Origin of the sequence: Streptomyces sp. NPDC048192 (assembly GCF_043202415.1) — a bacterium.
GTDB lineage: Bacteria > Actinomycetota > Actinomycetes > Streptomycetales > Streptomycetaceae > Streptomyces.
Genome location: NZ_JBIDAL010000006.1, coordinates 191382 through 208734 on the forward strand (window position 1 = coordinate 191382; position 17353 = coordinate 208734).

Sequence of the window (17353 nt, forward strand, 5' to 3'; positions counted from 1 at the left end):
GGGGAGGGAGCCGGGCCGCTCGTGGGGACGTGTGGGGGGTGGGGCGCTTCGGCGGGGGAGGCTCAGCCGAAGGACCACTTCTGGTTGGGATTGCCCGAACAGGTCCAGATCTGCAGACGGGTTCCGTCGGCGGAGGAGCCGTCCTTGGCGTCGAGGCACTTGTCGGCGCCGCGGTTGGTCAGGTCGCGGGCAGCGGTGTAGGTCCACTGCTGGGCCTCGGTGCCGTTGCAGGTGTAGAGCTGCACGGCGGCGCCGTCGTCGTGCGAACCGCCTTGTACGTCCAGGCACTTGCCCAGCGCGCGCACGGTGCCGTCGCCGCCGGGCGTCCACTTCTGGGCGTCGTTGCCGGTGCAGTCGTGCAGCTGGACCGGGGTGCCGTCGGCGGTGCCGGCCCCTGCGACGTCCACGCACATGCCGCCGATTCCCTTGATGGCGCCGGTGCGGGTGGTGCCGCCGGAACCGGTGCCGGTGCCGGGGTCCGAGGTGGTGACGTGGACGTAGTCGACGGTCATCGTCTGCGGGAAGGAGGTGCCGGAGTCGGGGCTGCCGGGCCAGTCGCCGCCGACCGCGAAGTTGAGGATGATGAAGAACGGGTGGTCGAAGACCCACTTGTTGCCGCCCGCGTCGGCGGGGGTGCGGGTCTCGTAGACCTGGCCGTCGACGGACCAGGTGATCGCGGACGGGCTCCAGTCGACGGCGAAGACGTGGAAGTCGTCGGCGAAGGACTTGCCGTTGGGGAGGGTGTACGCGGCGCCGAGGCCGCCCGAACCGGAGTAACCCGGGCCGTGGATCGTGCCGTGGACGGTGCCGGGCTCCTTGCCGACGTTCTCCATGACGTCGATCTCGCCGCTGTTGGGCCAGCCCGCGCTGCCGAGGTCGTCACCGAGCATCCAGAACGCCGGCCACACGCCCTGGCCCCGCGGGATCTTGATGCGGGACTCGAAGTGGCCGTACTTCTGCGTGAAGGTGCGTGCCGTGTTCAGTCGTGCCGAGGTGTACTGGCAGGTGCCGTACCAGCACCGCAGTCCGGGGTCCGTGTTCTTGCGGGCGGTGATGACCAGGTGGCCGTTGCCGTCGAGGGCGGCGTTGTCCGTGCTGTTCGTGTAGTACTGCAGCTCGTGATTGCCGTTGCCGCCGCCGCCCGTCTCCAGGGTCCACTTCGACGCGCTGGGCGCGCTGCCCGCGGCTCCGTCGAAGTCGTCGGACCACGTCATGGTGGTGGCGGCGTTCGCGCGGTTGGTCGCCGAGTCGGAGGTGCTGATGAGGACGGCGCCGGCGAGGGCGGCGGACAGCAGGACCGCCAGCCCTCCTAACGACCATCTGCGGGCGCGATGAGCAGCCATGGGGGCATTCACCTTGTCGTCGTCGTGGGGGATTTCCGCGGCCGGCACCGGGCGCTGCGCTGAGTGCGCGGGCAGACACGTTCTGAGAGCGCTCTCTGACTGCGGCGGACGGCCGTCGGCGAAGCCAGACGATACGCACGACCGGCACCTCTGCCAAGCGGAACGCGATATCTCCAAATGGGCTCTGACCTGCTGTTACCTTGGATAATAGAGCGAGCCCGAAAGAGGTTTAAGACTTGTTTAAAGCTCACTTAAGGCGCCAGGGGGCCGCGAAGGGCCCGGACACGCACACACGCCGAGGGCCGGAACCCATCTCTGGATTCCGGCCCTCGGCGTTCAGTAGCGGGGACAGGATTTGAACCTGCGACCTCTGGGTTATGAGCCCAGCGAGCTACCGAGCTGCTCCACCCCGCGTCGGTGAACACGACATTACGTGAGGGGGGTCGGTGGAAGCAAATCGGATACCGGTGACGTGGCAGGGCTCACGTGCTCAGGCCGAAAGCTCCTCCCGCAGCGCGTCCCGGAGCCGCCCCGCCCGCTCCGCGACCTCCGCGGGACCCAGCTCGACGGCGCGGTCGGCCCAGCGCTGCCCCTCCGCCAGCTCTCCCCGACGCGCGTAGACGAGGGCCAGCCGCAGCGCCGCCCGTCCGTGCCCGGCGTCCGCGGCCCGCGCCCACCACACCGCCGCCTCCGGCTCGCTGCCCTCCCGTGCCAGCAGCAGCCCGAGGTTGAAGGCGCCGTTGCGCGACCCGGCCTCCGCCGCCGCCCGGTACCACCGCGCCGCCTCGACCACGTCGCCCCGCGCCGCCGCGAGCATCCCGACCCGCACCTGGGCCCGCCGGTGCCCCTGGGACGCCGCCCGCTCGTACCACTCCTCGCACTCGGTCTTCTCGTGCACGATCTCGCCCAGCTCGTGCGCCGGCTCCGGCGGCCGCCGCGCGTCCAGCAGCGCCGCCAGCCGGTACGCCGCCTCCGCGCTGCCCCCGCCCGCCGCGCACCGCAGATGCCGCTCGGCCTCCTGCTCCTCGCCCTCGCGCAGCCGGGCGATCCCGACCTGCAGCGCGGCCTCGGTGTGGCCGGCGGCGGCGGCCCGCTCGTACCAGCACAGCGCCGTGGCCTCCTCGCCGCGGCCGGCGTAGAGGATGCCCAGGTTGAACGCCGCGTCGACGCTCCCCGCCTCGGCCGCCTTGGAGAACCAGGGCTCGGCGCCGGTCGCGTCGCCGCCCTGGAGCAGCAGGATGGCGAGCGCGTTCGCGGCCTCCCGGTGGCCCGCGTAGGCGGCCCGCCGGTACCACTGCTCGGCCTGCGCGGTGCGCCCCTGCTCGGCGCAGAGCAGCCCGAGGTTGTACGCGCCGTTGTCGTCGCCGGCGTCCAGCGCGGCCCGGTACCAGCGCTCGGCGGTCTGCGTCTCGCCGCGCTCGGCGTGCAGCGCGCCGAGCGCGTTGGCCGCGTTCCCGTCGCCCTCCTGGGCGGCGCGCAGCCACCACACGGCCGCGCTCTCGGTGTCCCCGGCGTCGCGCAGCAGGAAGCCCAGCGCGCAGGCGGCCCGGGGCTCGCCGTCCTTGGCGGAGGTCAGGTACCAGCGCCCGGCCTCCTTCAGCTCGCCGCGCTTCTCCAGGATCGCGCCGAGGTGCAGCGCGGCCCGCCGGTGGCCGCGCGCGGCGGCCTGCCGGTACCACTGCTCGGCCTCGGCGACAGCGTTGTCGGCCGCGGAGCCGTCCTCGCGTCCGGCCCGCCGGTCGAGTGCGCGGGCCAGCCGGTAGGCGGCCTCGCGGTGCCCGCGCTCGGCCGCGGCCCGCATCCAGTGCTCGGCGCCGACGTCCCCGCGGTGCTCCAGCAGGTCGGCGAGCGCGTACGCGCCGAGGACATGGCCCTGCTCGGCGGACTGGCGCAGCCAGTACTCGGCGGCGGGTTCGTCCCCGCGCTCACGGTGGTAGCGGCCGAGTGCGTGCGCGGCGGCCGCGGACCCGGCGACGGCGGCGATGCGCCACCAGCCGGCGGCCTCCTCGGGGTAGCCGCGCTGGTGCAGCAGGACGCCCAGGTTGTTGGCGGCCGCCCGGTCACCGGCCGCGGTGGCGGCGCGCAGATGGGGTTCGGCTCCGTCGAGGTCGCCGCGGCGCAGCAGCAGGGCTCCGAGGACGCTCGCCGCCTCGGCGTCGCCGCCCTGCGCGGCCAGCCCGAGGCGCACCTCCTCCGCGGCGTCCCCCATCTCGCTCAGCTCGTCGCGGGTGGGCTCCTCGCCGGAAGGCTGCACAAATCGCCCTGACTCGAACAGAGTTGCCTTGTCCCCCATAACGTCCATCGTCGCACCACCTGCAACCTTGGTACACCCGGTATACCGCAGCCCGTGAGGTCACTTCAGCGTTTTGTCGACATGCCCACAGGACGACAAGTCAAACACAGACCGGTCAACTCCCCACGGCGGCGCGGCCGTCCCTCCCCTCAGCACATGAGTTCGCACACCACGAAGGCCCGGATCCCATGGATCCGGGCCTTCGATCGCAGTAGCGGGGACAGGATTTGAACCTGCGACCTCTGGGTTATGAGCCCAGCGAGCTACCGAGCTGCTCCACCCCGCGCCGTTGCCTGTCAACCGTATCACGGCGCGGGGGACTCTTGATCAACTCTTTTTCCCGGTCCCGTTCCTGCCGGCCTTGGCCTCCGCGTCCGCGGCCCGTTTCAGCGCGGCCTTCAGGTCCTTCTGGGCCTTGTCGTACGCGGTCCAGTCCGGGCCGTTCGGATCCTTCAGGGCCTGCTGGCCCGCGTCGAAGGCCTTCTGGGCGTCGGACAGGGCCTGTTGGACGGACGGGTTGGCGGACGACGGCGGTCTGGTGGTGCCGGTGTCCGGTGGCGGAGTGGTCGAACCCGCCACGCCGAACACCTTGTTGAGCGCCTCGTCGAGGGTGTCCTCGAACGCCGTCTTGCCGTTGTAGGTGACCAGCACCTTGCCCAGCAAGGGGTACTTCAGCTTGTTGCCGCCGAGGACGTAGACCGGTTCCGCGTACAGCAGTCCGCCGTCGAGCGGCACGGTGAGCAGATTGCCGTACTCGACCTTGGAGTGCCCGCGGGTGAGCAGACTGATCGTCTCGGCGATGTCCGGGCGGGAGTTGAACTGGCTCTGCACCTGCCGCGGGCCGTCGGCCGTCGTGCTGGCCGGCAGTTTCAGGATTCTGATCTTGCCGTAGTCGCCTGTGCCCGCTTCGGAGTCGACCGCCATGAACGCGCTGAGGTTGTCCCGGCCGTTCGGCGTGAACGTCGTCGTCAGGGAGAACGCCCGCGCCTTCTGGTCCGGCATCTTCATGCTCAGGTAGTACGGCGGCACCGCGCTGCCCGAGTCGTTGGTCGGGTCGTCGGGCACCTGCCAGACCTCGCTGCCGGTGAGGAACGTCTGTGCGTCCGTGACGTGGTAGCGGGTGAGCAGCTCGCGCTGGACCTTGAACAGGTCCTGTGGATAGCGCAGATGGGCCAGCAGGTCCGTCGAGATGGCGCTCTTCGGCCGCACCGTGCCCGGGAACGCCTTCATCCAGGTCTTCAGCACCGGGTCCTGGGTGTCCCACTGGTACAGCTTGACCTCACCGGTGTACGCGTCGACGGTCGCCTTCACCGAGTTGCGGATGTAGTTGACCTGGTTCTGCTGGGCCACCACCGCGCGGTTGTTGTTGGCGGCGGTCAGCGAGTCGGCCGTGGTGTCGCCCAGGGTCGTGCGGGAGGAGTAGGGGTAGCCGTTCGACGTCGTGTAGGCGTCGACGATCCACTGGATGTGGCCGTCCACGACCGCCGGATACGCGTCGCCGTCGATGGTCAGCCAGGGGGCGACCGCCTCGACGCGCTCCTTGGGCGTGCGGTTGTACAGGATCCGCGAACCCTTGCCGATCGCGCCGGAGTAGAGGATCTGCGGCTCGTCGAACGCCACCGCGTACGCGGCCCGGTTGAGCGGGTTGTCGAGGTTGACGCCGCTCTTGCCGGTGTACCTGGTGGTCTTCTCGGTGCCGTCGTCCTTCGAGTAGTCGACCTCCTTCTGCGGTCCGCCGACGATCGAGTAGGTGGTGGTCTTCTCGCCGTAGTAGACCGCCTGCTCGTAGCTGCCGAGGTCGCCCTTGGACGGCAGGCTGGACTCGGTGAAGACCGGCTGGCCCTGGTCGTCCGCCTCGGTGCCCTTGGCGGCGACCACGCCGTAGCCGTGCGTGTAGCGGAAGTGGTCGTTGATCCAGTTGTTGCTCGGGACGCCGTCCAGGTTCAGCTCGCGCAGCCCGATGACCGTGTCCTGCTCCCCGCCGCCGCTGTCCTTCGCGGGGTACCGGTCGACGTCCAGGTTGGTCGGGAAGGCGTAGTACTTCTTCATCTGCTGCGCCTGCTGGAACGTCGGCGAGACGATGTTCGGGTCCATGATGCGGATGCTGGCCGCGTCGTCCGCGTCGGCTCGCAGCCTGGCCTTGTCCGTGGTCGTGGACTTGCCGTCGTACTCGGTGACCTTGGTGTCGTCGATGCCGTACGCCGCGCGGGTCGCCGTGAGGTTCTTCTGGACGTACGGCGCTTCCTTCGCCTGCTCGTTGGGCTCGACCTGGAACTTCTGCACGATCGCCGGGTACAGCCCGCCGATCAGGATCGCGGAGAGGACCATCAGGCCGAAGCCGATCACCGGCAGCTGCCAGGTGCGCCGCCACAGCGTGGCGAAGAACAGCAGCGCGCAGATGACGGCGATGCAGAACAGGATCGTCTTCGCCGGCAGATAGGCGTTGGCGTCGACGTAGCGCAGGCCGGTCCACTGGCCGGTCGCCTTGAAGTCGCTGGACTTCACGGCCAGGCCGTACCGGTCGAGCCAGTAGGCGACGGCCTTGAGGGCGACGAAGACGCCGAGCAGCACGGACAGGTGCCCGGTCGCGGCGGCGGTGGCCCGCGCGCCGGGGCTGGTGACGCGCAGCCCGCCGTACAGATAGTGCGTGAGCGCGGCGGCGATCAGGCACAGGACGGCGGCGGCGAAGCCGAAGCCGAGCAGGAAGCGGTACCAGGGCAGGTCGAAGGCGTAGAAGGAGACGTCGAGGTGGAACTGGGGGTCCTTCTGGTGGAAGGGCACGCCGTTGACCCACATCAGCCAGGTCCGCCACTGGCCGGCCGCGGAGGCGCCGGCGATCAGCCCGACGAGCGCAGTGACGGCGAGCAGCAGCCACTTCTTGTACGGCGCGATGCCCATCCGGTAGCGGTCGAGGCTCTGCTGCTCCATGGACATGGCGCTGAGCGGGGGCCGCAGGCGGTGCGCGAGCCAGATGTTGACCCCCACGGCGACCGCCATCAGCAGGCCGAAGACGAAGAAGAGGCCGATCTTGGTCCACAGCGTGGTCGTGAACACGGACGAGTAGTGCACCGACCGGTACCACAGCCAGTCCGTCCAGAAGCCCGCGAACATGGTGAACGCCATGCCGAGGACGGCCAGGACGCCCAGTGTCATGAGCAGGGTCCGTACCCCCCGGGACGGGCGGCCCGCTCTGATCCGTGGCCCCGTCGGGCCTCCGCCGCGGTCCGGCATCTGGAAAGCCAAGGTGCGCACCTCGAAGTCGCTGTCGATCCGTCAGGCCCGACTGGTCGCGGGCCGGCCGTGGCCCCCCGTGATCGCGGACCCACACCTATGCAACTTACTCACGGTTTGCTCGGTTCCCGATTCCGGCCCTGAACGAGGCAGGATTGTGACCATGTCCAACACTCCCATGGCAGCGAGCCCCCTCACCCGGGCCGTACTCGAGATCGACGAGTACGTCTCCGGCCTCGGCTGGGACCAGCCCGCCCGCCTCTTCGCCCTTGTCGACACCGCACGGCTGCGGGCCCAGGAACCCGCGCTCGCGGCCCAGCTGGGTCTCGAGGACGAGTCCGCGTCCGCCGGTCTCACCCCGATCGAGCAGGACGAGATCCCGGCCGGCAAGCCGCTGGACGAGTTCCTCGGCACCATCGCCTGGCCCGACGCGGTGACCGGCTGCGCACTCTCGGTGGAGCGGCTGATGCTGCCGCCGTCCGCCGAGGCGCAGGTCCCGAAGGACCTGAGCGAGGCCCAGCTGACCAAGTGGGTGGCCGAGCACCCCGAGCGCCAGGAGGTGCGCATGACGGTCGCGGTGCTGCGCGACGGCAGCCGCGACTCGGCGCTGCGGCTGCGTGAGAAGGACTCCCCGACGGAGGTCCTGACCGGCCCGGACCTGGTGCCCGGGCTGGCCGAGGCCCTGACGGCGACCTTCGAGGACTGAGTCCTCACGCGGTACGGCGATGGGGGCGCCCCTCGTGCTCATGGGGCGCCCCCAGCCGTGCCGGGTGCCGGCCGACGGAGCGTTCCCGTCCCCGCCGGGCCGCGCGTGCGTGCCGGTCAGCCCTCGGTGGTGCACTGCGGCAGCGCCGCGGTGTTCCCGGTGCGGATGTCCTTCAGCGCGTCCAGCGCGTCCTTGATCGTCTTGACCTTCACCAGCCGGAGCCCGCTCGGGGTGTCCTTGGCGGCGGCCGCGCAGTTGTCGGCCGGCGTCAGGAAGTACTGGGCGCCCTTGGCGCGCGCGCCGACGGTCTTCATCTCGACGCCGCCGATCGGGCCGACGGTGCCGTTGTCGTCGATGGTGCCGGTGCCGGCGACGAACTTGCCGCCGGTCAGGCTGCCCGGGGTGAGCTTGTCGTAGATGCCGAGGGCGAACATCAACCCGGCGCTGGGGCCGCCGACGTCGGCGAGCTTGATGTCGATGGTGAACGGGAAGGTGTGGTCGGTCCCGGCGGAGATCCCGACGATGGCCCGCTTGGGCCCGGTGTCGTCGGACGTCTTCGTGGTGAGGGTGACGTCCCGGGTCGCGGTCGCCGTCTTGTGCGCCTTCACGGCGGCGGCCTGGTCCTTGGCGGGGACGACGGTGAAGACGACCTTCTGTCCGGGCTCGTGCTTGGTGACCAGCTTGGCGACGTCGGTGGGCTGTTTGACGGCCGTGCCGTCGACGGCCTTGATCACGTCACCGGCATGCAGCCGGCCCTCGGCCGGGGTGCCCTTGACGACGGTGGAGACGATCACCCACGACTTCACCGGGATGCCCAGCTGCTTCAGCGCGGCGACCTTGGCGCTCTCCTGGGACTGGCTGAACTCCTCGGCGTTCTCCTGCGTGGACTGCTGCTCGGTCTTGCCGTCCGGGTAGAGCGTGTCGTGCGGCACGACCTTGGTGTCGTGGTCGAGCCAGCCGTAGACCGCCTCCACCAGGTTCATGCGGAAGTCCGCGCTGGTCACCCGGACCGTGGTCATGTTCAGGTTGCCGTCGGTCGGGTAGGTCCTGTGCCCGGAGATCTGCAGCACCGGCTCGCCGTCGTGGTCCGCCAGCGTGTTCACGGTCGGGCCGGGGGACATCTCCGCGTACGGCGCGGGGATGAGCACTCCCGCGCACAGGAGCGCGATCAGCATCAGGGTGGAGGCGAGCATCGTCGCGGTGCGGCGTGGCATGTCACGACAGTACGGGACGCCTCTGTCAGCGCACCTTCAGGGCTCCCTCGTCACGGTCTGCCGGCGCCCGTGTGGGACCGCTCCATGGCCTCCCGGAACCGGGCATAACCGTCCAGCTCGGGACCGTCACCGCGCACCTTGCGCGTCCTGTTGGCCCAACTGCCCCACAGCCCGCCGCCGATCGCGGCGATGAGCGGGATCAGCAGCCAGACAAGCGCCCCCATGCCGACCTCCCAACGCTGTGAGCGTCCGCGACTGACTGATGAGCAGATTAACCGTCCGCAGTGACAACGCTCACGCGAGGGGTCCGGTTACGCAACACGGGATCGCCCGTGTGCTCCAGGTGACGTACACCCGGGCCGCCCGCGCACGCAGCGTGACCGGACTCAGCGGGCCCGCACCTCAGCAGGCCCCGACCCATTCCTCCGTGCCGTCGGAGAACCTCTGGTGCTTCCAGATCGGGACCTCGTGCTTGAGGTCGTCGATCAGCTTGCGGCAGGCGTCGAAGGCCTCGGCCCGGTGCGGGCAGGCGACGGCGACGACCACGGCGAGGTCCCCGACCCGCAGGTCCCCCACCCGGTGCACGGCGGCCAGCGCCCGCACCGGATGGTCGGCCGCCACCTTCTCGGCGATGCGCCGCATCTCCGCCTCGGCGCTGGGATGGCAGGAGTAGCCGAGCGCGTCCACGTCCGCGCCCCCGTCGTGGTTGCGCACGGTTCCCACAAACAGGGCGATGCCCCCGGCGGCGGCGTCCCCGACGGCCTGGAACACCTCGTCCACCGAGAGCGCGGTCTCCCGGACGGCGATCAGCTTGATGGGATCCTGCGCCGCCTGCTCACCGGGGTGCTCGTTCGTGTGTGCCATGCCCCCATCGTGCCGCACGCCTGTGACAGCGGGGAATACGAGATTCACCACGCGCGCGCGTGCACGGTTTCGGAGTCTCCTACGACACGGCCGCGCGGCGGGTGGGGTTCCCTGCGACGGAGCCGTGCGGCGGCCTCACACCCGGCGCCGGGCCTTGCGGGCCCGGCGTACGACGGCCGCGGCGCCCAGCAGGGCCACCGTCGCGCCGGCGGCGCCGGCGGCCGTGGCGTCCTTGCGCCCGAGGCGCCGACCGGCGACCGTGTGCCGTCCGGAGACCTCCTCCAGCAGCTCTGCGAGCACTTCCTCGTTGGTCCACCTCGGCCGCCACCCGGCGTCGTGCAGACGGCTGCCGCTGACCACCCACGGGTACATGGTGTAGGCCAGGTCACCCGCCGGGGACGGGGTGAGGCCGATCCGGTGCAGCCGGGCGGCCGCGCCGAGCGCGACCGCCGACGGCAGCTCCATCCGCCGGATCCCGCTCAGCTCCTCGACCTCCTCCTGCTCCAGCCACCCGTCGCAGCCGACGGCGAGTTCCCCGTCGACCTTCTCCAGGACGGCGTACTCCAGGGCGCTGCACAGGTCCTCGACGTGGCAGAACTGCCACGCGGGCCGGGACCCCGCGACGACCAGCAGGCGCGGCGACTCGAAGTACCGGGTCAGCGCGGTGTCCGTGCCGCCGACCAGCACGGCGGGCCGTACGACGGTGACGTTCAGCCCCGGGTGCGCGCGCGGCGCGCGCCGGGCCAGCCGCTCGATCTCCAGCAGGTCGCCCACCCCGGTGGCCTCGGCGGTCGCGCGCAGCTCCGCGTCCTCCGACAGGGGCAGCTCGTTGTCCGGCAGCGCGCCGTAGACCATCGCCGAGGTGCACAGCACGACCCGGTGCACGCCGGCCGCCGCCGCGGCGGTCAGGACGGTCTGCGTCCCCCGGACGTTGTAAGCGCTGCGGGCGGCCGGATCGGTCTCCAGATCGAGGTCGAGCGCGAGGTGGACGACCACGTCGGCGCCGCGCAGCTTGTCCGCGATGGCGGGGTCGCGCACGTCGAGGATGTGCCAGGTGGCGTCGGCGCAGTCGCCGCGCCGCTCGTCGATGGCGACGACCTGTCTGATCTCCTCGGAGGCGGCGAGCCGCTCGGTGAGCTGGGCGCCGACGCCGCGGGCGGCTCCGGTGACCGCGACGACGGGTCCGCGCACGCCGGGGGCCGCGGACGGGGTTGAGGCGTTTCGCGCTGCGCGAACCTGAGGATCTGGGGAACTCACCGGGCGTCTCCAGCGGTTGTCTTCAGTACGAGCGCGAGTGACGCGTACGTACCAGGTGCATCCATCCTGCCGCAGGCCTGCTGTGGGCGAAGCACCGAGGCCCGATCGGGTCCGGGTGTCTACGCTGGGTGGTGTTGTCGGGCAGCCGCGCCGCCGGAGAGAGACCGGCGGCCTTACCAGCCGAGGATTCCCGTGAGTGACACCCCATTCGGTTTCGGCCTTCCGCCGGAGGAGCCGGAGGACGGCGACGAGGGCAAGAAGAAGGACCAGCAGAGCGGTGGTGGGCAGGGACCGGCCAACCCGTTCGGCTTCGGCGGCCTGCCCGGAGCCGGAGGCTTTGGCGGCCCCGGCGCCGACAATCCGCTCGCAGCGATGTTCGGATCGCTGAACCCCACGGATCTGGGCGCCGCGTTCCAGCAGCTGGGCCAGATGCTCTCCTACGAGGGCGGCCCGGTGAACTGGGACATGGCCAAGCAGATCGCCCGCCAGACGGTCGCCCAGGGCGCCCAGGACGGCTCGAAGGACGCGAGCGTGGGCCCGGCCGACCGCAGGGCGGTCGAGGAGGCCGTGCGCCTGGCCGACCTGTGGCTGGACGACGCGACGTCCCTGCCGTCGGGCGCGGGCTCGGCGGTGGCCTGGTCCCGCGCGGAGTGGGTCGAGGCGACGCTGCCCGCCTGGCAGGAGCTGGTCGACCCGGTCGCCGAGCGGGTCGGCGCGGCCATGGGCGACGTCCTGCCGGAGGAGATGCAGGCCATGGCGGGCCCGCTGATCGGCATGATGCGCTCGATGGGCGGCGCCATGTTCGGCACGCAGATCGGGCAGGCCGTCGGCGTGCTCGCGGGCGAGGTCGTCGGCTCCACCGACATCGGCCTGCCGCTCGGCCCGGCCGGCAAGGCGGCGCTGCTCCCGGCCAACGTGGAGGCGTTCGGCAAGGATCTCGGCGTGCCGCAGGAGGAGGTCCGGCTGTATCTGGCGCTGCGCGAGGCCGCCCACCAGCGCCTGTTCGCGCACGTCCCGTGGCTGCGCTCACACCTGTTCGGCGCGGTCGACGGGTACGCGCGCGGGATCAAGGTCGACACCGCCAAGCTGGAGGACGTGGTCGGCCAGTTCGACCCGCAGAACCCCGAACAGTTGCAGGACGCGCTGCAGCAGGGCATGTTCCAGCCGGAGGACACGCCCGAGCAGAAGGCCGCCCTGGCCCGTCTGGAGACCGCGCTGGCGCTCGTCGAGGGCTGGGTGGACGCGGTGGTCCACGCGGCCGCGAAGCCCCGCCTGGCGTCCGCCGACGCCCTGAGGGAGACCCTGCGCCGGCGCCGGGCCACGGGCGGCCCGGCCGAGCAGACGTTCGCCACGCTGATCGGCCTGGAGCTGCGCCCGCGCCGGCTGCGCGACGCCTCCCGCCTGTGGGCCTCGCTCACGGACGCGCGCGGGGTCGACGGCCGGGACGGCCTGTGGGCCCACCCGGACATGCTGCCGACGGCGACCGACCTGGACGACCCGGACGGCTTCGTCCACCGCGAGCAGCTGGACTTCTCCGAGCTGGACAAGATGCTCGGCGAGGCGGCGAACAAGCCCGACCAGGGCAAGCCGGACCTGCGCAAGAAGGGCGACGGCGAGGCCGAGGGCGACGAGGCCGAGTGAGCCTCCACGACGACGCGGTCCTCGTGCTGAAGGAGTACGGGGACCAGGAAGAGCTGCGCCAGGCCTACCTGGACCACCTGCAGGCGCACCCGGACGGCATGTGGAAGGCCTGCGGGGCCGGGCACCTCACGGCGAGCGCGCTGGTGATCGACCCCTCGCGCGGGCGGGTGCTGCTGACCCTCCACAAGAAGCTGCGGATGTGGCTGCAGATGGGCGGCCACTGCGAGCCGGAGGACACCTCCCTCCGGGCCGCGGCCCTGCGCGAGGCCACCGAGGAGTCGGGCGTCGCCGGGCTGACCCTGCTGCCCGGCGGCCCGGTACGGCTCGACCGGCACCCCATCCCGGCGCCCTGCCACTGGCACTTCGACGTGCAGTACGCGGCCGTGGCACCGCCCGGAGCCGTCCAGGCGATCAGCGACGAATCTCTCGACCTGCGCTGGTTCCCCTACGACGAGGTGCCCGGCGTGGCCGACGAGTCGGTCGTACGCCTGCTGGAAGCGGCCCGCGCCAGGCTCTGAACGCGCGCAGGGGGCGACCTCCTCGGCGGTCGCCCCCTTTCGTTCGCTCGCTGGACGCTCAGCTCCAGACGTTGCCCTGGTTCTGCCCGCGCGCGCCGTGCTGCCCCATGCCGAACTGCGCGGCGAGGCCCTGTCCGATCACGGCGTTCTGCGGCGGCAGCAGCTCGCTGGGCTGGACCAGCGCGAACCCGGAGCCCATGAAGCTCAGCTCCCAGCCCTCACCGGTGTTGCCGCGCCGGCGCCACACGCCGGAGGAGTGCGTCTGGGCCTGCATCTGCACGCGCAGCCCGGTGGACCAGGCGACGATCGCGTCCGCGTCGCAGTTGACGTACTTGTCCGGCGTGACCTGCATCAGCAGCGGCGCGCCCGAGGTCATCAGGGCGACTTTGCCCCGCCCGGTGATGTTCAGCTGGTACTTCCCCGAGCCGGAGATGCCGTAGAGGCTGTCGACGGCGACGACCTCGTGGTGCAGCGAGGAGTCCATGGCGAGGACGTAGGAGCTGTCGACGGTCAGCCCGTCCTGTTCGACGTCCATGATGTGCACGTGCTGGGCCAGGTTGGCGAGGTACACCGTGCCCTGCCCGTGACAGCGCATCAGGTCCAGGCCCTCGCCGGTGTACGCACGCGCGCGTGCCTGGCTGTTGCTGCGGTACTCGGCGTCGAACTCGACCAGGCCCTGGTAGGCGACCATGGTGCCCTTGCGGGCGAGGATGTCGTCGTGGCCCTCCAGGGTGACCCGGAGCAGCTGCGCGTTCTGCAACGCCCAGCGCTCCTGCGTCTGGAGGTCGTTGTACGCGAAAAGGGGGCTCTGCATGGTTTTCTGACTCCCCCTCAGCCCCGGACCCGGAGACGGTCGGTGCTGTCCTCGCTGGGCTGGACGACGACGATGCCCTGACCGGAGAAGGCCATCTGGTAGGCCTCGCCGCTGCCCCGGCCGATCAGCGACTGCGCCTTGAAGCTGCGCTTGCCCTTCACCTTGAGGTTGGGCGACCAGGCGACGAGCGCGTCCGGGTCGACGTAGGTCTCGTCCTCGCCGCCGCCGCAGTCGACGACGATCGGCGTGCCCCGGGAGGTCAGCGCGACCCAGCCCTGCCCGGAGATCCTCGTGTTCCACAGGCCCTGCCCGGCGAACTTGGCGAGCCCCTTCACGCGCTCCACGCCCCAGGTGAGGTGGGCGTCGAAGGCGAGCAGGTTGGTGGCGTTGACGGAGATGCCGTCACCATTGAGATTGATCACGACGACGTCGGCGCCGTAGTCGGCGAGGTAGAGCAGTCCGTCGCCGGAGCACTTCATCAGGGGTGCGCCCTCGCCGGTGATCCAGTCGCGGGCGATCTGGCGGACGGCGGGCGGGTTGGGCTCGTACTGCACGAAGCCTTCGTAGGCGACCATCGACCCCACGCGCGCGAGGAGGTCGTTTCCGGTCTGCATGGCGACCTTCAGCATGTGGCTGCCGTGGTTCTCCATGCGGGCGGTGACGGGTGCGGGGGCGAAGCCCGCGAGCGGCTGGTTCATGACGGGCTCCCTCAGACCTCGTAGGGCTGGACGACGATGAAGTTGCCGGGCGCGCCCCGGAACTGCAGGTTGACGCTCTCGCCGGTGTCGCCCGGGTAGGCGTTGCGGCGCATGCGGACCTGGCTGGAGACGATCACCTGGGAGGCGGCCGACCAGGCCACGACGGCGTTGCAGTCGGCGAAGGTGGTCGGGGTGACCGGCAGCACCACGGGGGTGCCGTGCGTCTTGACGACGATCGTGCCGGTGCCCTGGAACTGCATGGTGAACAGCGCGCCGCCGGGGATGCCGTGCCCCTCGATGCGGCGGACCTCGTACTGGAGGCTCTCGTCGAAGGCGAGGACGTTCTCCGCGGACACGCAGATCGCGTCGCCCTGCAGTTCCACGGGGTGCAGATGCGTGGAGTTCTCGGCGAGGAACACCTGTCCGTTGCCGGTGCAGCGCATCAGCTGCATCTCCTGGCCGGTGGCGTTGCCGACGATCCGCCCGGCGAAGCCCGCGCCCTTGTAGCCGAAGTCGACCTTGCCCTGGTAGAGCACCATGCTGCCCTGCCTGGCCAGCACCGGCTGCCCGCCGACGCCGAGGTCGACGCGCATGAGCTTCTTGTTCTGCTGCGTCCAGCGCTGCCCGGTCGGCGTCTCCTTGTACATCTGCAGCGCGGCCGTGACACCGGCGCCGGCCTGCGGCGCGCCCTGCGGCACCGCGTAGGCGCCGGGCGACTGGCCGGGGACCTGCCCGTATCCGGGGGGCATGGGCGCGGCCGGCTGTCCGCCGGGCGAGGGCGGCTGCGGGCCGTAGCCGGGCGGCATCGGCGCGGTCGGCGGGCCGCCGTACGGCTGCTGCTGGGGCGGGTGGCCGTACGGCTGCTGCGGGCCGGGCCCGCCGTACGGCGCGGGGGCCGGGGCGGGCGGGGGGACCGGGCCGCCGGCGGGCGGGGTCAGGGGGGCGATGACCGTCGGCGCGGCGTGCACGTCCGGCGCGGACGCCGGCGGCGGGGTGTGGCCGGGCGGCGTGAAGCCCTGCGGGGGCGCGGTTCCGGGCGGCGGGGCGAAGCCCTGCGCGGCGGGCTGCGGCGCGGGCACGCCGGCCGCGGGGGCGGGGGCCGCCGGGGCAGGGACGGGGGCGGCCGGTGCGGCGAACGGGGGCGGGGTCGTGGCCTGGGCGGGCGGGGCGAAGCCGGGGGCGGCGCCGGGCTGCGGCTGCTGCGGGGCGGCGGGCGCCTCCTCCAGCACCTCGCCGCCGAAGTTCTTCAGCAGCGCCTCCAGTCCGCCGTCGAAGCCCTGTCCGACGGCCGCGAACCGCCACACGTCCTTCAGGTAGATGTCGCCGAGCATCACGGCCCGCTCGGTGGAGAACTCGGCGCCGCTGAACGAGTAGCGCGCGACCTCCTCACCGCCCGCCACGATGCGCAGATAGCCGGGGGCGACCTGCGACATCTGCCCGGCGCCGTCGATGGTCGCCGTGAAGGACAGCTTGTGGATGTGGGGCGGGATCCGGTCCAACGTGACCCGGAACGACTCGGTGTCGCCCGCCTGGGCGCCGAGCAGCTGGATGGACTCCTCCGGGGACTTCGGCTGGTTGAAGAAGACGAAGTACCGGTCGTCCGAGAGGCGCTCGTCGGCGTCCAGACCGAAGCAGCTGATGTCGAAGGTCAGCCCGGGGGCGGAGATCTGCACGCCTACGTACAGATCGGTGCCCGCCGTGAGGTCACTGATCCTGGCCTTGTGGCCGCGCTGGAATTCCCTGGCCATGCGTAACGACCGTCCCCCATCCCGAATGTGAGTGCGTCGCGTCAGGCTAACGGCTCGGTGCGGGATCGGACGCAACCGGTACAGACCCGGTACACAACCGCGCCCGGAGACGGACTCAGGGACGGCGGCTCACCGCCGGCGCGCCCCGGGGACATGCGGCAGCCGGTCCGCCGCGACGACCCCTTCCAGGTAGCCGCGGGCCCGCTCGGTGCGCGGGTACGCCTCCAGCAGCCGCCAGAAGTCCGGCCCGTGACCGGGGACCAGCAGATGGGCCAGCTCATGGCAGAGGACGTAGTCGACGACGTACTCGGGCATCCCCTGCAGCCGGTGCGAGAGCCGGATGCTGCCCTCGGCCGGGGTGCACGAACCCCAGCGCGTGTTCTGGTTGGTGACCCAGCGCACGGAGGCGGGCCGGGCCCGGCCGTCGAAGTACTGCGCCGACAGCCGCTCGGCCCGCCGGGCCAGTTCGGCGTCGCCGAGCAGCCGCCTGCTCTCCTGGGCGGCGAGTTTGTCGAGCATGACGGTGATCCAGCGCTGCTCCTCCGCCTTCGACATCCTGGCGGGGATCAGTACGACGGTGCGATCGCCCTCGCGGTACGCGGAGACCGTCCGGCGGCGCCGGGAACTCCTGCGGACCTCGATCGCGCTCGCCCCCGAGCCGCCGGGCGGCTGGCTCGTCGTGCTGCGCTGTGGCATTCCGGCGCGGTGCAGAGGGTCGGCGGGCACGCCCCGACGTTACCCGCTGGGCACGGCCGAAGTCCCGGCTCCGGAACGGTTCGATGCCGATCCCCCACCATGCGTTTGATTCCTGTGATTCCGCGACTGATCACACATCCGGTTTATCCGTTTTACCGGGCCCGCTCACCGGGCTCACACCGCCGCGTTCACGCCGTCGGCTTGTACGACCAATACCCCCAGCCTGTGGATAACTCTCGGCACCCGGCGCCCGGACAGGGCATGCTGGCAGGCGTCGGCGGAACATGACCGGTTCCGCCGGTGAAGCGAGGTTCCGGACGTTCCAGATGC

General features: G+C 71.5%; 14 protein-coding genes and 2 tRNA genes. 3 read left to right on the plus strand and 13 right to left on the minus strand.

The features are described from left to right. Positions 1-62 precede the first annotated feature (62 nt). The 5 genes from ACGFZN_RS14260 to ACGFZN_RS14280 all read right to left on the minus strand — a co-directional run bounded on the left by ACGFZN_RS14260 (position 63) and on the right by ACGFZN_RS14280 (position 6867). Positions 63-1343 carry a ricin-type beta-trefoil lectin domain protein gene (locus tag ACGFZN_RS14260; RefSeq protein WP_393858733.1) on the minus strand — a complete coding sequence of 427 codons (1281 nt, stop codon included), beginning with the start codon at positions 1341-1343 and terminating at the stop codon, positions 63-65. 340 nt (positions 1344-1683) lie between these two features. Further along, a tRNA-Met gene (locus ACGFZN_RS14265) sits at positions 1684-1757 on the minus strand. A 76-nt stretch (positions 1758-1833) separates the two neighbouring features. Continuing rightward, positions 1834-3645, minus strand: a complete 1812-nt coding sequence (locus ACGFZN_RS14270; protein ID WP_393858734.1) for a sel1 repeat family protein — start codon at positions 3643-3645, stop codon at positions 1834-1836. Positions 3646-3848: 203 nt separating this feature from the next. Beyond that, positions 3849-3922 (minus strand) — tRNA-Met (locus ACGFZN_RS14275). 41 nt (positions 3923-3963) lie between these two features. Further along, entirely contained in the window at positions 3964-6867 is a 2904-nt protein-coding gene (locus ACGFZN_RS14280; RefSeq protein WP_393858985.1) for a UPF0182 family protein, read from the minus strand. 163 nt (positions 6868-7030) lie between these two features. Between ACGFZN_RS14280 and ACGFZN_RS14285 the strand changes: the two genes are divergently transcribed. Further along, entirely contained in the window at positions 7031-7573 is a 543-nt protein-coding gene (locus ACGFZN_RS14285) for a PPA1309 family protein (RefSeq protein WP_393858735.1), read from the plus strand. Between the two features lie 116 nt (positions 7574-7689). On the opposite strand, the gene ACGFZN_RS14290 is transcribed toward ACGFZN_RS14285, so the two are convergent. The 4 genes from ACGFZN_RS14290 to ACGFZN_RS14305 all read right to left on the minus strand — a co-directional run bounded on the left by ACGFZN_RS14290 (position 7690) and on the right by ACGFZN_RS14305 (position 10908). After that, positions 7690-8787: a PDZ domain-containing protein gene (locus ACGFZN_RS14290; RefSeq protein ID WP_393858736.1), complete on the minus strand. Its 1098-nt coding sequence runs from the start codon at positions 8785-8787 to the stop codon at positions 7690-7692. 50 nt (positions 8788-8837) lie between these two features. After that, positions 8838-9011, minus strand: a complete 174-nt coding sequence (locus tag ACGFZN_RS14295; protein ID WP_393858737.1) for a hypothetical protein — start codon at positions 9009-9011, stop codon at positions 8838-8840. A 178-nt stretch (positions 9012-9189) separates the two neighbouring features. Then, a complete protein-coding gene (locus ACGFZN_RS14300; protein ID WP_393858738.1) occupies positions 9190-9651 on the minus strand; it encodes a molybdenum cofactor biosynthesis protein MoaE in 462 nt (153 codons plus the stop codon). A 135-nt stretch (positions 9652-9786) separates the two neighbouring features. Then, positions 9787-10908: an SDR family oxidoreductase gene (locus ACGFZN_RS14305; RefSeq protein ID WP_393858739.1), complete on the minus strand. Its 1122-nt coding sequence runs from the start codon at positions 10906-10908 to the stop codon at positions 9787-9789. A gap of 192 nt (positions 10909-11100) precedes the next feature. Between ACGFZN_RS14305 and ACGFZN_RS14310 the strand changes: the two genes are divergently transcribed. Continuing rightward, the gene (locus ACGFZN_RS14310) at positions 11101-12549 is read left to right on the plus strand and encodes a zinc-dependent metalloprotease (protein ID WP_393858740.1); all 1449 of its coding nucleotides are present in this window, start codon (positions 11101-11103) and stop codon (positions 12547-12549) included. Next, complete coding sequence (locus ACGFZN_RS14315; RefSeq protein WP_393858741.1) at positions 12546-13067, plus strand: NUDIX hydrolase; 522 nt, start codon at positions 12546-12548, stop codon at positions 13065-13067. Before ACGFZN_RS14310 ends, ACGFZN_RS14315 begins: the two co-directional genes overlap by 4 nt. Before the next feature lie 58 nt (positions 13068-13125). On the opposite strand, the gene ACGFZN_RS14320 is transcribed toward ACGFZN_RS14315, so the two are convergent. From ACGFZN_RS14320 to ACGFZN_RS14335, 4 genes are all read right to left on the minus strand, one after another. Continuing rightward, the gene (locus ACGFZN_RS14320) at positions 13126-13881 is read right to left on the minus strand and encodes an AIM24 family protein (protein ID WP_393858742.1); all 756 of its coding nucleotides are present in this window, start codon (positions 13879-13881) and stop codon (positions 13126-13128) included. 17 nt (positions 13882-13898) lie between these two features. Beyond that, positions 13899-14579: an AIM24 family protein gene (locus tag ACGFZN_RS14325; protein ID WP_393858743.1), complete on the minus strand. Its 681-nt coding sequence runs from the start codon at positions 14577-14579 to the stop codon at positions 13899-13901. An 11-nt stretch (positions 14580-14590) separates the two neighbouring features. Beyond that, the gene (locus tag ACGFZN_RS14330) at positions 14591-16327 is read right to left on the minus strand and encodes a TerD family protein (RefSeq protein ID WP_393858744.1); all 1737 of its coding nucleotides are present in this window, start codon (positions 16325-16327) and stop codon (positions 14591-14593) included. Between the two features lie 129 nt (positions 16328-16456). Continuing rightward, positions 16457-17053, minus strand: coding sequence for a M48 family metallopeptidase (locus ACGFZN_RS14335; protein WP_393858745.1), 597 nt, complete (start codon positions 17051-17053; stop codon positions 16457-16459). Between the last annotated feature and the right edge of the window lie 300 nt (positions 17054-17353).

Excerpts from the sequence above, each read along its gene's own strand:
- ACGFZN_RS14260 (WP_393858733.1), bottom strand. The coding sequence starts at position 1,343 with ATGGCTGCTCATCGCGCCCGCAGATGGTCGTTAGGAGGGCTGGCGGTC.
- ACGFZN_RS14270 (WP_393858734.1), bottom strand. The coding sequence starts at position 3,645 with ATGGACGTTATGGGGGACAAGGCAACTCTGTTCGAGTCAGGGCGATTT.
- ACGFZN_RS14280 (WP_393858985.1), bottom strand. The coding sequence starts at position 6,867 with ATGCCGGACCGCGGCGGAGGCCCGACGGGGCCACGGATCAGAGCGGGC.
- ACGFZN_RS14285 (WP_393858735.1), top strand. The coding sequence starts at position 7,031 with ATGTCCAACACTCCCATGGCAGCGAGCCCCCTCACCCGGGCCGTACTC.
- ACGFZN_RS14290 (WP_393858736.1), bottom strand. The coding sequence starts at position 8,787 with ATGCCACGCCGCACCGCGACGATGCTCGCCTCCACCCTGATGCTGATC.
- ACGFZN_RS14295 (WP_393858737.1), bottom strand. The coding sequence starts at position 9,011 with ATGGGGGCGCTTGTCTGGCTGCTGATCCCGCTCATCGCCGCGATCGGC.
- ACGFZN_RS14300 (WP_393858738.1), bottom strand. The coding sequence starts at position 9,651 with ATGGCACACACGAACGAGCACCCCGGTGAGCAGGCGGCGCAGGATCCC.
- ACGFZN_RS14320 (WP_393858742.1), bottom strand. The coding sequence starts at position 13,881 with ATGCAGAGCCCCCTTTTCGCGTACAACGACCTCCAGACGCAGGAGCGC.
- ACGFZN_RS14325 (WP_393858743.1), bottom strand. The coding sequence starts at position 14,579 with ATGAACCAGCCGCTCGCGGGCTTCGCCCCCGCACCCGTCACCGCCCGC.
- ACGFZN_RS14330 (WP_393858744.1), bottom strand. The coding sequence starts at position 16,327 with ATGGCCAGGGAATTCCAGCGCGGCCACAAGGCCAGGATCAGTGACCTC.